The sequence below is a fragment of the Massilia sp. LMS1-1-1.1 genome (assembly GCF_040815535.1).
Taxonomy (GTDB): Bacteria; Pseudomonadota; Gammaproteobacteria; order Burkholderiales; family Burkholderiaceae_D; genus Janthinobacterium; species Janthinobacterium aestuarii.
The window spans coordinates 635,620-650,592 of record NZ_JBFPNG010000012.1; the positions used below are offsets into that span (position 1 = coordinate 635,620).

Annotated in this window: 10 protein-coding genes; 3 read left to right on the forward strand and 7 right to left on the reverse strand. The window is 65.2% G+C overall.

The window, feature by feature from the left end; translation table 11 throughout:
• Positions 1-102 precede the first annotated feature (102 nt).
• Positions 103-864 (forward strand): GNAT family N-acetyltransferase, encoded by a 762-nt coding sequence (locus MRBLMS1_RS12875; protein ID WP_034757395.1) that lies wholly within the window; start codon positions 103-105, stop codon positions 862-864.
• Here the strand turns inward: MRBLMS1_RS12875 and MRBLMS1_RS12880 are convergent.
• From MRBLMS1_RS12880 to MRBLMS1_RS12890, 3 genes are all read right to left on the reverse strand, one after another.
• On the reverse strand, positions 797-6,262 hold the full coding sequence (locus MRBLMS1_RS12880) for a DUF7379 domain-containing protein (protein WP_485879651.1): 5,466 nt from the start codon (positions 6,260-6,262) through the stop codon (positions 797-799). The genes MRBLMS1_RS12875 and MRBLMS1_RS12880 overlap by 68 nt on opposite strands.
• Positions 6,263-6,533: 271 nt before the next feature.
• Positions 6,534-6,821, reverse strand: coding sequence for a hypothetical protein (locus MRBLMS1_RS12885; protein ID WP_034757399.1), 288 nt, complete (start codon positions 6,819-6,821; stop codon positions 6,534-6,536).
• Positions 6,822-7,001: 180 nt separating this feature from the next.
• A complete protein-coding gene (locus tag MRBLMS1_RS12890; RefSeq protein ID WP_070219534.1) occupies positions 7,002-7,694 on the reverse strand; it encodes an ABC transporter ATP-binding protein in 693 nt (230 codons plus the stop codon).
• Positions 7,695-8,017: 323 nt separating this feature from the next.
• Here MRBLMS1_RS12890 and egtD point away from each other — a divergent pair, with 323 nt between their 5' ends.
• Both egtD and egtB read left to right on the forward strand, forming a co-directional pair.
• Positions 8,018-9,010, forward strand: coding sequence for an L-histidine N(alpha)-methyltransferase (gene egtD / locus MRBLMS1_RS12895; RefSeq protein WP_485879652.1), 993 nt, complete (start codon positions 8,018-8,020; stop codon positions 9,008-9,010).
• Between the two features lie 7 nt (positions 9,011-9,017).
• Entirely contained in the window at positions 9,018-10,250 is a 1,233-nt protein-coding gene (egtB, locus tag MRBLMS1_RS12900; protein WP_485879653.1) for an ergothioneine biosynthesis protein EgtB, read from the forward strand.
• 5 nt (positions 10,251-10,255) lie between these two features.
• On the opposite strand, the gene MRBLMS1_RS12905 is transcribed toward egtB, so the two are convergent.
• From MRBLMS1_RS12905 to MRBLMS1_RS12920, 4 genes are all read right to left on the reverse strand, one after another.
• On the reverse strand, positions 10,256-11,857 hold the full coding sequence (locus tag MRBLMS1_RS12905; RefSeq protein WP_485879654.1) for a methyl-accepting chemotaxis protein: 1,602 nt from the start codon (positions 11,855-11,857) through the stop codon (positions 10,256-10,258).
• A 169-nt stretch (positions 11,858-12,026) separates the two neighbouring features.
• Complete coding sequence (leuA, locus tag MRBLMS1_RS12910; RefSeq protein ID WP_128139714.1) at positions 12,027-13,733, reverse strand: 2-isopropylmalate synthase; 1,707 nt, start codon at positions 13,731-13,733, stop codon at positions 12,027-12,029.
• 353 nt (positions 13,734-14,086) lie between these two features.
• On the reverse strand, positions 14,087-14,374 hold the full coding sequence (locus MRBLMS1_RS12915; RefSeq protein ID WP_485879655.1) for a barstar family protein: 288 nt from the start codon (positions 14,372-14,374) through the stop codon (positions 14,087-14,089).
• A 56-nt stretch (positions 14,375-14,430) separates the two neighbouring features.
• On the reverse strand, positions 14,431-14,874 hold the full coding sequence (locus MRBLMS1_RS12920) for a hypothetical protein (RefSeq protein WP_456149322.1): 444 nt from the start codon (positions 14,872-14,874) through the stop codon (positions 14,431-14,433).
• Between the last annotated feature and the right edge of the window lie 99 nt (positions 14,875-14,973).

Genomic DNA, 14,973 nt, shown 5'->3' on the forward strand with positions numbered 1-14,973 from the left:
CCGAATGACATTGACTTGCGTCACGGAAATGACATTCGGCTGTCATTTTCCTGACATATTAGGCAAGTACGCTGGAGTCGTCTTGATCACAGGGATGAAACCATGCAAAACATAATCGCATCAAACGAAGCCAAGGCCCGTCCGGTCCAACTGGTGCTGAGCCAGGCCACGACAGCGTCGGAATTGCGCGAAGTGCAGCGTTTGCGTTACAAAGTGTTTATCGAGACCATGGGGCTGACGTCGCTGGCCAACGCCGATGGCCTCGACAGCGATGAATTCGACGCGCACTGCGATCACCTGATCGTGCGCGACGCCGATACCCTGAAAGTGGTGGGCACCTACCGCGTGCTGAGCGCGGCCAAGGCGGCCAAGATCGGCCGGCTGTATTCGGAAAACGAGTTCGACCTGAGCCGCCTGAAGAACCTGCGCGGACGCATGGTCGAAGCGGGCCGCGCCTGCATCCACCCGAAATACCGGGGCGGCAGCGTGATCATGCTGCTGTGGTCGGGCCTGGCCGAGTACATGCGCCGCGAGCGCTGCGACTACCTGGTCGGCTGCGCCAGCATCAGCCTGGCCGATGGCGGCCATAACGCCGTCGCCGTGTACCAGGCGCTGGCCGAAAAGCACATGGCCCCAAGCGAATACCGCGTCACGCCGCACCTGCCTTTCCCCATCCACCAGGTGGAAGCGGCGCACAAGCCGCAAGTGCCGCCGCTGATCAAGGGCTATCTGCGTTCGGGCGCCTGGATTTGCGGCGAACCGGCATGGGATCCTGATTTCGAAAGCGCCGACATGTTCATGATGATGCCGCTGGCGAATCTGGACGAACGCTATGCGCGCCACTACGGGGTAGTACCTGGCTGATAGCGGGGAATGATGCCTGCAGCTGGCCGGCCAGCGCCTGCACGGCGCTGCGCAAGGCGGTGTCCGGGCTGTCGGATGGCAGCAGTTCGAGCAGGAAGCGCAGCGGCGTCGTGATCGTTTCGGGTTCGCCGATGCTGCCGTGGCGCCGCACGGCGTCGTGGTACAGGGCCAGAAAGGCGGCGCGCGCGGGCGCGTCGAAGGGCTGGCCGTCCGGCACCTGCCACAGGGCCGCCAGCAGGGCGGCGCGCACGGGGGCGCCGGCATCGATGGCGCGGTGTTCGTCCGCGTGGCGCTGGCGCGCATAGGCGATGGCGTCGTGCAGCAAGTCGCCCAGCTGCGGGTCGAGCGCGCGCCAGGCGCCGCCGTCGCCATGGGCTTTCAGCAGCAGGGCACCCGCCAGCACCTGAAAAATCAGGTCGCAGTCGGCCACGCCGCTGCGCCGCCGCGCTTCTTCCAGCGCGGCCAGGCAGGCATCCGTCATGGCGCGCAGGGCCGGCGCGCCCGAGTTCCCTTCACGGCAGGCCAGGCGCGCCTGCAAGGCCCAGTAGCGTCCCAGCAGGGCCAGGCGCTGTGCCGTGGGCGCCAGCGCCACCAGCAGGTCGATATGCTGTTTTCCATCCTGCAGCAACTGGCGTCCCTGCGCCATATCGGGCACGGCCGGCACCTCGATGCCGGCACCCGCATCGAGGCCGCACAGGGCCGCGCCCTGGCGTATTTCCAGTTCCGCCCAGTGCGCCAGCGCGCGCAAGCCCACCTTGCCGTCGGCCGCGCTGTGCGCCGCCCGGTAATGTTCGATGGCGCGCAGGGTGTTCTCCAGACCACCGAGGCCGGCGCGCGTGGCGGCCATGTTTTCGCGGATGTCGGCGCAGCCGAAGAAGCGCGCGCGCACGGCTTCCTCGATGCTGCCCAGCTTTTCCTCGATGGCCGCGCGGCGCCCAGGATCGGCGCCGGCCAGACGCGCGTGCAGGGTTTCCAGGTCGGCCAGCAAATGGCCGTGGTAGTGGTAGTCGGGCGCTTGCCAGGGCCGGCTCTGGGTGTTCGGAAAGCGGTAGCGGTCGTCGCCATACGCCTGGTAGGCGCCCCAGGTGTTCGACGCGGGGAACTGCAGGTATGCCGCTTCGCGCGCCAGGCGCACGGCGTCGCCGAAATATTCGCCGCTCAGCATGGCGTGATAAAAGCTGTGCGCAAAGATGCTGGCGGCCTGGTCGTCGATGCGCCAGCCGGCCGCGATCACGGCCTGCGAGCCCATTTCAATGAAGGCCGTGGCCAGGCTGGCGGCCAGTTTCGACCATGGCGCGATGGCGTCCGGGCGCATGTCGCCCAGGTGGCAGCAATTGATGAAGACGAATTGCGGCACGCGCTTCAATTTGCCCACCTGCGCCGCCGTCAGCCGCGTCTTCGGTCCCAGCACCAGGCCCGTATGGGCGATGCCGGGGCCGGCCACTTCGCCATGGCCGGCCAGGTGGATGGCGAAATAGCGCTCGTCGAACAGGTGCACGAGCACGCGCTGGGCCTGCGGGCGCAGCAGCTCGCGCACCTGGTAGCCGTACGTGCCGAACATGTGCGCCACGTCCTGCGCCTCGGCCTGCGCGGCGGGCAGTTCGGGCAGGCCGGAATCGGTGTCGCCGATCACCAGCACGCTGTTGCTGGGCGGGCTGACGGCGGACGGCTGTTCGCGCAGGCTGGCCAGCTGGCGCACCATGCCGATGCGCGTCGACAGCGGGCTTTCCTCGCTGCCCGCCTCGTCGCGCATCAGTTCCCACGGATAGATGGCGGCGCTCTGGTCGACGGCCAGGATCAGGCCGCGCATTTCGGGAATGGCCGCCTTCAGGCCATTGGGCAGCATCAGTTCGTACAGGGCGCGCGACAGGCCCGGCTGGTCGGTGGTGTTGTCGGTGGCATCCATGATCAGGCCATCGACGGCTTGCCGCTGGTTCGGCTCCTCGTCGACGCTGTTGTGGGCGCGGTCCGTCAGCACGGTGAAGCGCAGGGCGCCGGAGAGGTCGGCGGCGACGATCTGCACGCGGCGCCAGCCATTGTCGCCGCTCAGGCTGGGCAGGATGCGCCGGTAGCCGCCCGGGCTGTGACGGATGCGCCGCTCGAACGTGAAGCTGCCCTGGTAGCGCGCTTCGGCCATGATCTGCTCGATGGCCACGGCGGCGGCGATGGCGCGCGCCTCGGACTGTTCATAGATGGCGATGTGGCCGATGCGGCACGCCATGCCCGCGTCTTCCAGGCGCCGGTTGGCGCTGCGCGCGCCGTCGATCAGGGCCCGCGCGCACAGGGCGATGCTCAAGCCGCCGTAGCCGGAACCGGATAGCAGGCTGGCCACGCGCAAGCCGTGTTCACCCATCGGCGGCGCGGCCACGTGGCCGGCGGCGCGCACCTGCAGGCAGACGCACGCGTATTCGAGCAGGCCGCCGGCAAAGGCACGCGCCAGTTCGCCCGGCGTCAGTTCGCCCAGCGCGCCCAGGCCGATGACGATGGCGCCGCCGGGACGGCGCGCCGCATCGGGCTGCAGCACCACGAGGGCGGAGTCGGGGCGCTGCGGAAAGCGGCCCAGCGCGTGGATTTCCTGCAGCTTGCCCGCCAGCAGGCGGTCGAGAAAACTCATGCTGCCGCGCAGCGATTCGGACGCGTAGCAGCCGCTCATGACGGGCGCGTCGGCCGAGGCCATGCTGCCGTGGATGACGGATAGGCTCAGCTGCGGCGCGCGGCTTTCCGGCGCGCTGGCCGGGCCGGCGGCGCCGATGGCCGCGTCGAGCAATTCCTGCGGCTGCGGGTACAGCGGCGTCGCCTCTGGCACGTAGGGATGAAAGCGGGGCGGGGCGCCGCCGGGCGCGTGCGGCGGGTGGCGCGGCAGGGTGGCGGCATGGCCGTTGTCGAGCAGCTGCGCGATGGCCGGATAGTAGTCTTTTTGCAGCAGCAGATCGCCATGCGCGACCGGCAGGTAGCAGGCCGCCACGCCGTCGGGCACCGCGCCTTGCCAGGCCGTGCGGCCATCGCCGTCCGGCGACCAGGCCGTCTCGATGCCGCCGTCGCGCAGGCGCAGCGCCACCGGCGTGGCGGCGCAGCCGGCCAGGTAGCTGCAAAGGCGGGCCTCGAGCGGTGCCGCTTCCAGCAGGGCCACGGTGGCGCGCGCCGCCGCCAGCGCTTGGGCCTCGGGCGCCTGCCAGCCGCCGGGCAGGTTCGCTTGCGCGTCGCCGGCGGCCAGCTGCGCCCATGTATTGGCGTCGAAATAATCGACACCGCCTGCCGTTTGCGGCCACGGCAGCATGTCCAGCACGCCGGGAAAGGCGCGCACGAAGCCGAGAAACTGGCGCCGCGTGTGCTTCCAGCCTATCCAGCACGCCAGCATCTGCACCAGCCGGTCGCGCCCCAGCAGCACTTGCACCATCGCCTGCGTGCCGCGGTTGGCCGTGCCCACCTGCAGCAATCGGCTGCCGGGCAGGGCGCCGAAGCGCTGCCAGCGGTCTTTCAGGGCCAGGCGCGCCACCAGCCCGCCCATGCCGTGGGCAACGATGCGCAACGGTTGGCCGCGCTGTTCCGCGTCGCGCATGGCGTCGTCGAGCACGGGCAGGAAGGCGCGGCACGACTCCTGCAGCGAGAGGCGCCAGTCATAGGTAAAGGGCCGCACTTCCTGGCTTTGCGCGAGAAAACGGGCAAACGGTTCATAGCAGGACTCGATCCAGCCGGCGCTGACGATGTGCGGCTGGCCCACTGCCAGGCGTTCGATGCGCCCTTCGACGAGGTTGACGGGGTCGAACCAGATGCGGTTGCTGCCCACTTGCAGATGGCTGCCCATGATGTCGGGCAGCAGCAGCACGATGGGCGCGTGCGCGCGCCGTTTCGGCACTTCGCCGCCGCGCGCCAGCGGGCCGTGCTCGATGCCGGGCAGCGGCTGGTAGGCTGCCTCGTCGCCGGTCAGCGCCCGCACGGCGGCCTGGCTGGACGGCGCGCGCTCGAAGTAGTTCATGTGGTGCGTGTGCGGCCCGCGCAGCAGCAGTTGCCGCACCGGCGTGCTGCGCGTGGCGCCGCCGGCCATCGAGGCGCAATTGACCACCAGGTCGTTCTGCCCGCCGTACAGCTGGTCGCCGAGGCAGTCGCCCAGCCAGCCCAGCAAGCCATCGCCGCTGCAGGCGCCGGCCAGCACGTGCAGCGGACTGGCCACGCGCACGTCGGGCGCGTTGAGCAGCGCCACCAGCGGCGAGTCGGGCATCATCGCTTCCAGGCCGGGCAGGATGCGCGCGTCGCAGCGCTGCCGCACCACGGCCAGCAGGAAGGCCATGGCGCCATCGGGAACGCCGCCGTGCAGCAGCAGGTTGAACATCACGCTGGCCCAGCGGTCGAGGCGGCCCGACATCAGGGTGGTGCCGCGCGCCGGGCAAGCCACGCGCACGAAGCGGGCGATGCGGATGGCGCGCGTCTTCAGTTCCACGCTGAGTGCGCGCAGGCGCGCCGCATCCTCGTCGTAGCCGCCGCGTCCGCCCAGCCGCGCCTGCGCCGTGAAATGTTCGATATCGTGGCTGTTGAACGCTTCGCCGCCCACCGTGTTTTCGCTCAACCGCTCCAGGCCGTCGCCGGCCAGGTCGACGGCGCCGCGGCTGTCGATGCGCTGCGCGCGCGCCAGCAATTCGCCCACCAGACCGCCGCGCGAATGGGCCAGCAGGTGCAGCACGGCGCCGTGCGGCAACTGGCGCACGAGGGCCAGCGCATTCTCGATGGGGCTGTCGCTGAGGCTGCGGTGTTCATAGCCGTAGATGCGGTTGCCGTACTGCGCCGCCAGTTGCGGCGCCAGGCCGTTGTGCCACAGGCCGCCAAAGCTGCGCTGAGTCGACGAGGCTGTGCCGTGCAACAGCAGCAGTACCGGTTCCGGCCCGGCGGGCAGGCTGGCGACAGACGTCATGCTGCCCGCCTCGATGCCGCAGCGGTACAGGCCCAGGCGCTGTTCCAGCTGGCGGTCCTGGAAGGCGCCCGCCGCCGCCAGCGCCGTCATGGCGGCGGCGCCGCAGCGGTACACGCGCACGGCCCGCAGCATCCAGGCGCCCAGGCCGTCGCGGCTGGCGCCGGGCGGCTGGCGCGCCGCCTGCGGGCGCAGGGCCAGCCCCACTTCGATGCTGGCGGGCGCACCGTCGCGCGCCACCGTGGCCGGACCCAGGTAGCGCGGCAGGTCGAGGCTGCCCGCCAGCAGCGAACTGCCGTCGCACAGCAGCAGTTGCACCACGTCGTCGGGGCCGATGTCGAGCACGGTGCGGCAACTGCCGATGCCGCGCGCGCTGGACAGCACGTGGGTTTCGGCGTGCCAGCCGGGCGCGGCGGGGCAGTCGCCGGCGCTGGCGAGAGGGTCGCGCGTGAGCGTCAGGCGCAGCACGGGCGGCGCAAGGGGATCACTGGACATGCGGTTGGGATCGCTGGTTAAAAGCTGACCTTGATGCCTGCGGGGACTATGCGTGTTGTGTCAGATCAAGTTTGAGTGGAAATGCAGGGGGGGGGAGAAGCCGGGAGGGCTGGAGCGGCAGGGCAGAGAAACGGTCAGCATGGTTTGGGCTGGGTCTCTTCGCTATCGTGCTCGGATGTTGTGCGGTGAGCGAACTACGCGAATTGTATGGCAAAAGTTCATTGCGCCGGGAACCTGGGGTACCTGGCATGGCATTACAACAGCGGGCAAGTTAATGGACTGGCGTGGCGGACAGTTCCTTCAGTTCGCGGATGGTGATGTCCGATTTTTCATGCATGCGCAATAAAATCGTTGCACCGACCGACAGTTTGCCGTGTCGAATCTTGCTGATGATGGGAGGCTGAACTTCCAGGACACGGCACAATTCCGCATCATTTTTCAAGTTCAACTTCTCGATCAAGGTATCGAGCAGCTTGTTGGGGACAAAACTCGATGGTTCGAGCGCACGCGCCCGGTTCATCGCTTCAATCATTTCCAGCTTCTTTTGCCGAACGTTCATTTACTCCTCCTTCAGGTTATGCAAGGGACGAGACCACTGTATGCGGTCCCGGCTAAAGTTCGTCATCGCAGTACGGCTGTCTGAGGTGACGTGACAACATGCGCGTTACAACATTGATAACCAGGCAAGTGTTTTCAATAATACTACGATAACAAAACTTGTGACAGATGGTCAGTTAAATTAACTGATTGTTTGATCAATTTGGTTGACCGTTGTTGTATTTTGTAAGCCGCTTTTCGTCAGAATCATGGTCCGGTCCGCCATTTCAGCGGCGGCCAGCGAATGCGTGACCATGATGGCGCAACTGCCGTTGGCCTTGATTTCGGCGCGCAGCAATTGCAGGATGCTGTGCGCCGTGTCAGGGTCGAGGTTGCCGGTGGGCTCGTCGGCCAGCACCAGCGCCGGTTTGTGCACGAGCGCGCGGGCAATGGCCACGCGCTGCATTTCGCCGCCCGACAACTGCTGCGGAAAATCGCCGCCGCGTCCGCCCAGACCGACGGCCTCGAGCATGCTGGCGGCACGCTCCTGGGGCAGTCCGTTGAGCAGCAGCGGCAGGGCCACGTTTTGCAGCAGGGTCAGGTGCGGCAAGACGTGGAAGGCCTGGAAAATAAAGCCCATGCGGGCGCGACGCAGCCGGGTCGCGGCGGCGTCATCGAGGCTGGACATGGCAATGCCGTCCACCAGGATAGGGTGCGCTTCGGCACCCGCATCGGGCGTATCGAGGCCGGCGATCAGGTTCAGCAAGGTCGACTTGCCCACGCCCGAATCGCCCATGATGGCGATGAATTCCCCGGCCTTGAAGCGGCAGGAAATGTTGGCCAGCACGGGACGGGCGTTGGCATAGGACTTCGACAGATGGCGCAATTCGAGCATGGTTGATCTTGATTAATAACGGCTATCGTAAAGGGAGGCACGCGGGGGAGAGGGGGGCCTGGGAACTGCAATGGCGCGCGGATTGTTTGGCCGGCAATGTGTAGTATACGACAGGCTTATGCTTTTTGCTTGGTAATACCAATTTTGTGTGCACGCTGCCGGTTTGACCTTAAGTTACCTGCCGCACGGCTGGCTTGTGCGGATTCCGTTATGATGGAAAAAAGTCATCGGCAAGGCGCCTGCAAACCGCTATGGCAGGGGCGGCGCGCCCGTTGGCTGACCGTGCAAGCCCTTCGTGAACCTAACATTGACGACGCCAGCCCATGACCATGCCACTTGCGCAACAGCAGTCCAATTTGTATCCCGCCAGCAACGCAGAAGCGGCCAGCGCCACTCCTGCCACGATAGCCGAGATCAGCAGCGGCCTGCTGGCGCGCGATGCCTGGACCTCGCCCAAATACCTGTACGACGCGCTCGGTTCGAAACTGTTTGAAGCCATCTGCGCCTTGCCCGAGTACTATCCGACGCGCACGGAAGCGGCCATCTTCGCTCGCCACGGCGCCGAGATCGCGCACGCCGTGGGGCCGGGCAGCACCCTGATCGACCTGGGCGCGGGCAATTGCGCCAAGGCTGCCAGCCTGTTCCCTTTGTTGCACCCGGCCCAGTACGTGGCCGTGGATATTTCCTACGATTTCCTCAGCGAATCGCTGAGCCGGCTGCAGCAGCGCTTTCCGCACATCGAGATGACGGGCCTGGGCCTGGATTTCTCCAGCCGCCTGGACTTGCCCGACAGCGTGCGCGACGCGCGGCGCCTGTTCTTCTATCCGGGCTCGTCGATCGGCAATTTTGCGCCCGAGCAAGCGATCGCCTTTTTGCGCCGCCTGCGCGCGAATGCGGACGGCGATGGCGGCCTGCTGATCGGCGTCGACCTGATCAAGGATGACGCCATCCTCGACGCCGCCTATGACGATGCGCTGGGCGTCACGGCCGCCTTCAACCTGAACATGCTGCGCCACGTGAACGGTCTGATCGGTGCCGATTTCGACGTGCGCGCGTGGCAGCACCATGGCTTTTTCAACGCCGACGAGCGCCGCGTCGAAATGCACCTGGAAGCGCGCAGCGAGCAGTTTGTGCATTGGAAAGGCGGCCAGCGGCGCTTCGCGAAAGGCGAGCGCATCCATACAGAAGACAGCTACAAATACACGCGCGCCACCTTCGTTGGCTTGCTGGAACAGGCCGGATTTTCCACCGTACAAGTCTGGACGGACCCGCAGCAGTGGTTTGCCGTCATCTACGCGCGGGTTATCAGGGATTAAGAAACAGATGCTCATCGATCACTATAACAAGGTGCGCCAGCACTCGCTGCTGCTGGCCGAACCGCTGTCCGACGAGGATTGCGGCGCCCAGTCCATGCCGGACGCCAGTCCCGTGAAATGGCATCTCGCGCATACGACCTGGTTTTTCGAAACGTTTATTCTGGAAAGCATGGAAGCGGCGTTCGCGCCATTCCACCCGGCCTTCCGCGTGCTGTTCAACTCGTATTACAACGGCGTGGGCGAGAAGCACCCGCGCGCCCAGCGGGGCTTGCTGACGCGCCCCGGCATGGCCCAAGTGCGCGCTTACCGGGCCGATGTCGATGCGCGCATCGCGCGTTTGCTGGCGGGCGAACTGGCGCGCGACGAGCGAGAACGGCTGACCATGCTGCTGGCGCTGGGTCTCGAGCACGAACAGCAGCACCAGGAGTTGCTGTTGACGGACGTCAAGCACCTGCTCGCGCAGAGCGCCCTGTTTCCCGCTTACCTTGACACTGCGCCTGCGCCTGCGCAAGAACACGCGCAGCCCACGGCCTGGCTCGCGTTCGATGGCGGCCTGGCGCAGATCGGTCATGCGGGCGATGGCTTCTGTTTCGATAATGAATTGCCGCGCCACCCGCAATACGTGGCGCCGTTCGAACTGGCCAGTGCGCTCGTGACGAATGGGGAATTTCTCGCCTTCATCGAGGCGGGCGGTTACCGCACGGCGCATTTGTGGCTGGCCGAAGGCTGGGACTGGGTACGCAGCCAGCAGCTGGCATGCCCGCTGTACTGGCAGCGCGATGACGCCGGACACTGGCAGGAATTCACCTTGTTCGGTTTGCGCCCGCTCGACCTGCGGGCGCCGGCCACGCATCTGTCCCTGTTCGAGGCGGACGCCTATGCGCACTGGGCTGGCGCGCGCCTGCCGACGGAAGCGGAGTGGGAGCTGGCGGCGCAAGGCATCGCCGTGGAAGTGGGTCAGCTGCATCCGGAGGCGGGCGCCCCAGGGGCTGGATTGCGGCAAATGTTCGGCCACTGCTGGCAATGGACCAGCAGCAGCTACGCGCCGTATCCGGGCTACCGCACGGCGCCCGGGGCGCTCGGTGAATACAACGGCAAGTTCATGCTGAACCAGTATGTGTTGCGTGGCTCGTCCTGCGCCACGCCGGCCGGCCATGCACGCGCCAGCTACCGCAATTTCTTCCCCGCCGGCGCGCGCTGGCAATTTTCCGGCATCCGCCTGGCACGCCAGGTGGAGTAATCGGCTTAGTTTAAGCGCGGGGCGGACGGAGCAGGGCGGGGCGGAGCCTTGTCCTTGCCGCCTTGTTCCAGCTTGAACTGGCTGACGAGGGTTTCCAGTTCGCCCGCCTGTTCATGCATGGCCGCCGCAGCCGCGGCCGCTTCCTCGACGAGGGCCGCATTTTGCTGCGTCGTCTGGTCCATCTGCATGATGGCGGCATTGATCTGTTCGATACCTTCGCTTTGCTCGTGGTTGGCGACGCTGATTTCACCGACGATGGCGCTGACCCGGCCCACGCTGGCCACCACTTCATCCATCGTGGCGCCCGCCTGGCTGACCAGCTGCGCGCCCTGGCCGACCCGGTCGACGGAGTCGGCGATCAGTTCCTTGATTTCCTTCGCAGCCGCGGCCGAGCGTTGCGCCAGGTTGCGCACTTCGGAGGCCACGACGGCAAAGCCGCGTCCCTGTTCGCCGGCACGCGCTGCCTCGACGGCCGCGTTCAAGGCCAGGATATTCGTCTGGAAAGCGATGCCGTCGATGACGGCGATGATGTCGACGATCTTGCGCGACGATGCATTGATGGCGTCCATGGTGCCGACCACTTCCGCCATGGCCGAGCCGCCGCGCTGCGCGATGGCCGACGCCGAGCGGGCCAGGCTGTCGGCCTGGCGCGCATTGTCGCTGTTGCTGCGCACGGTACCCGTCAATTCGATCATCGACGAGGCCGTCTCTTCGAGCGCACTGGCCTGTGCTTCCGTGCGGGCCGACAGGTCGGCATTGCCGCTGGCGATCTGGCTCGACGCCACGGCAATCGTGCCCGTGCCGCCGCGCACTTGCCCCACCAGGGTGGCCAGGTTGGTGTTCATGTCGCGCAGCGCCTGCAGCAGCTGGCCCGCTTCATCCTTGCCGTCGGCCACGATTTTGCTGCTCAAGTCGCCTCCGGCCACGGCTTGCGCCACGCGCAGGGCATACGCGATCGGCGTGGTGATCGAGCGCGTGACCCGCCACGCAAAGAGCACGCCCAGCAGCAGGGCGGCCGCGCCCAGGCTGGCCATCAGCACATTGGCTGCGGAAATATTTTGTTTGATTTGCTGGCCGCCCTGCACGACCACTTCGCGCTGGAGTTCATTGAGGCGGTTCACGGACTTTTGCAATTGATTCAGGGCGGGCAGGGTATCGTCGCGCACGTGCGTGGCCGCTTCCGCCCGCTGTCCTGCCACCAGCAGCTTGTCGGCCTGGCTGAACGAGACGACATAGGCCTTGCGCTGCTGCTTCAGCGTGGCCAGCAGTTCCTTGCCTTCAGGCAGCACGATCAGGCGGTCGAGGATGACCAGCGCATCGGTGATGGTGGCCTTGTTGGCGTCGATTTCACCGTGGATGGCGTTGGCGCGGGCCGGATCTTCATGGATGAACAGTTCCAGCACCAGTGCCGCGTTCGAACGCGTGGTGCTGCGGATGGTGGCGATGGCGTCGGCCTTGGCCCAGTCTTTCTCGATGATGGCTTCGCTGAGCGCACCGATCTTGTCCAGGCGCAGCAGGCCCGTGCCCACCAGCACTGCCATCAGCAGCAGCACCACGCCAAAACCGGCGCCCAGGCGCACGCCTATCTTCATATCCGTCAATTTCATACTGATTCCCTCGGTAGCTAATGATCTGTCTCCGGTGGTCTTGTTATGAAACAATTATACGGCTGGCGATACCTGATTTGCACTACTAATTGCCTTATAGAAATGAAAAAGCGGCACGGCGATCAAGCCGTACCGCTTTTTCTCCCTATGAGGGATGCTTGATCCGTGTTCAGGCGGCGCTGGCAGCCACGTCGGTTGCTGTTGTTTTTTCGGCGTCCGTCTGCTTGATGCGGCGGTTCACGGCCGACAAGACAGCCTTGAACGAGGCAGTGACGATATTGCTGTCGATGGCGGCGCCGAACAGGGTCGGACCGTTATCGAGGCGCAATTCCACGTAGCAAGCCGCTTGCGCGTTGGCGCCGGAACCGATCGAGTGCTCATGGTAATCCATCAGCTTGATGTCGAGACCGAGTGCGTTGACGAAGGCATCGATGGGGCCGTTGCCGCCGCCTTGCAGGGCCAGCGGCGTCTGGCGGTGCGACAGGCTGATGTCGATTTGCACGGATTCGTCGCTGCTCGTGTCTTCCACCATGCGGTGCGAAGCGTAGGCGTACGGCGCCGTCTGCTCCAGGTATTCCTTCTGGAAGATTTCATGGATATCCTGCGCGGCGATTTCGCGGCCCGTGGCGTCGGCCACCGCTTGCACGGCGCGCGAGAATTCGATCTGCAGGCGGCGCGGCAAGACCAGGCCGTATTCCTGTTCCAGCAAGTACGCCATGCCGCCCTTGCCGGACTGGCTGTTGACGCGGATCACGGCGTCGTAGCTGCGGCCCAGGTCGGCCGGGTCGATCGGCAAGTACGGCACTTCCCAGATGCTGTCCGGTTGTTGCTTGGCGAAACCTTTCTTGATCGCATCCTGGTGCGAGCCGGAGAAGGCCGTAAATACCAGGTCGCCCGCATACGGGTGGCGCGGGTGGACGGGCAACTGGTTGCACTCTTCCACGCATTTGCGCACGCTGTCGATGTCGGAGAAATCGAGGCCCGGATGCACGCCTTGCGTGTACAAATTCATCGCCAACGTTACCAGGTCGACGTTGCCCGTGCGCTCGCCATTGCCGAACAGGCAGCCTTCCACGCGGTCGGCGCCCGCCATCACTGCCAGCTCGGCCGAGGCGACGGCCGTGCCGCGGTCGTTATGCGGATGCACGCTGATGATGATGGAATCGCGGCGCGCCAGCTTGCGCGACATCCATTCGATCTGGTCCGCATACACGTTGGGCGTGCTGCATTCCACGGTCGATGGCAGGTTGATGATCATCTTGTTGGCCGGCGTCGGCTTCCAGATGGCGCTGACGGCGTCGCAGATATGCTTGGAGAAATCGAGTTCCGTCGTCGAGAACGATTCCGGCGTGTATTCAAAGCCCCATTCCGTTTGCGGATGCTGGGCCACCAGCTGTTTGACGAGGGTGGTGCCGGTGGTGGCGATATTCGTGATTTCTTCACGCGACATGCCGAACACGACCTTGCGGAACACGGGCGCCACGGAGTTGTACAGGTGGACGATGGCGCGCTTGGCGCCGACGACGGATTCCACCGTGCGGCGTATCAGTTCTTCACGCGACTGTGTCAGCACGATGATGGTGACGTCGTCCGGGATGCGGCCTTCATCGACGAGCTTGCGCACGAAATCGAAATCCGTCTGCGATGCCGATGGGAAACCCACTTCGATTTCCTTCAGGCCGATGGCGATCAGCATCTCGAAGAAACGCAGCTTCTTTTCCGCGCTCATCGGCTCGATCAGCGACTGGTTGCCGTCACGCAAGTCGGTGCTCATCCAGATAGGCGGTTTGCTGATGATCTGGTTCGGCCATTGACGGTCGGTCAATTTAACTGGAGGAAAGGCGCGGTATTTGGAAGCTGGGTTTTGCAACATCATGATCGGGTACTCCTGAAGATAGGGGGGAAATCAATGGTTGTGGCGCAAGCTTGCCGGGCGGCCACGAGACACTAGGCCAGGCAAGCGATCGGTAGCGGTAGCAGAGCGGCTGCGATGCCAGCGGGGGCGGTCGCAGTGGGGATTACGTGTACGAATGGGGATGGTGCAAACATCATCAAACCTTCCAGGGTTTTTGAAACACGCCGGCGTGTGGCCAGGCGAAGCAAAGCGGCAAACTTATGCGCGTGCTAGCAGTAGTCGCGATAGCGACAGCAGGGAAGGGGATGGATGTTTGAAGGAGGACATGCACTTAATGTAAGGGAAGTCGGGCCGGGCTGTCAAGCGTTTCCGCTTTACATGTAATGCACATGCGCTGCCTCGTCTGGCATTTCCTGCGTCATGCGCGCCAGGATGCGCTGCAGGATGGCGGCTTCGCCGGGCAGCCGTGCCGCGAACGCTGGCCATCCGCGCAGCTCGATCTGTTGCGGCATGTCCACGAGGCCCGTGATGGCATCCCAGAACGCATCCCAGTTCATGCCATAGAAGGAAGGGAAGCCCAGTGCGGCCGCCAGGGCCGCATGCAGCTGGCGCGGCGAGTTGATCTCGCTCAAGTCGATTGTCACGAGGGCTTGTTGATTCATGCTATTTCCTTGAGCAAGTTCCGCAGGTCCGTTTCGGTAAAATGGACTGGACACCGCTACGGCGCCGATTTTTGGCAGCGTGCGGAAAATTGCATGGCGGCGCTGTTTTCAAACGGGGAATTGAACTCGCCCTTTACCTGCGTCAAGTTGCTGCTAAAGCGCATGGTCAGCGGTCCGCTGGCGGGCCCCGCGTCGTATGTGCAAGACAGGCTGTCGCCGCTTTGCCGGCAGCCGTAGAAGTTCCCCGCTTTGCCGCGCCCGTCAACCAGGTGGGTGCCTTGCGCGCCGTGCCGGTCGGGAGCGTCGAAGCTGAGCTCAATCGTGTGCTCCTCCTGATCATTGGGAATCTGCAGCTTCCCCGTACACGTAAATCCCTCCATTTTTGCCGCGATGCTATCCGGGTGCTCCGTCGCCGCGGCGGCGTTGGCGCAGCTTGCAGTCAGCAGGGCGGCAGCGAGCAAGCATGGGGGCGCGATGAGGCGGAACAGGTCTGTTTTCATAAGCCGCTAGTAGAGGTGGGGGAGGAGGAAGCCAGGCGCCAGTTTAGCAGCCGCAGGGGCGCGCACGGTTCGGAACATTGTCATTTGTAAACATTTAAG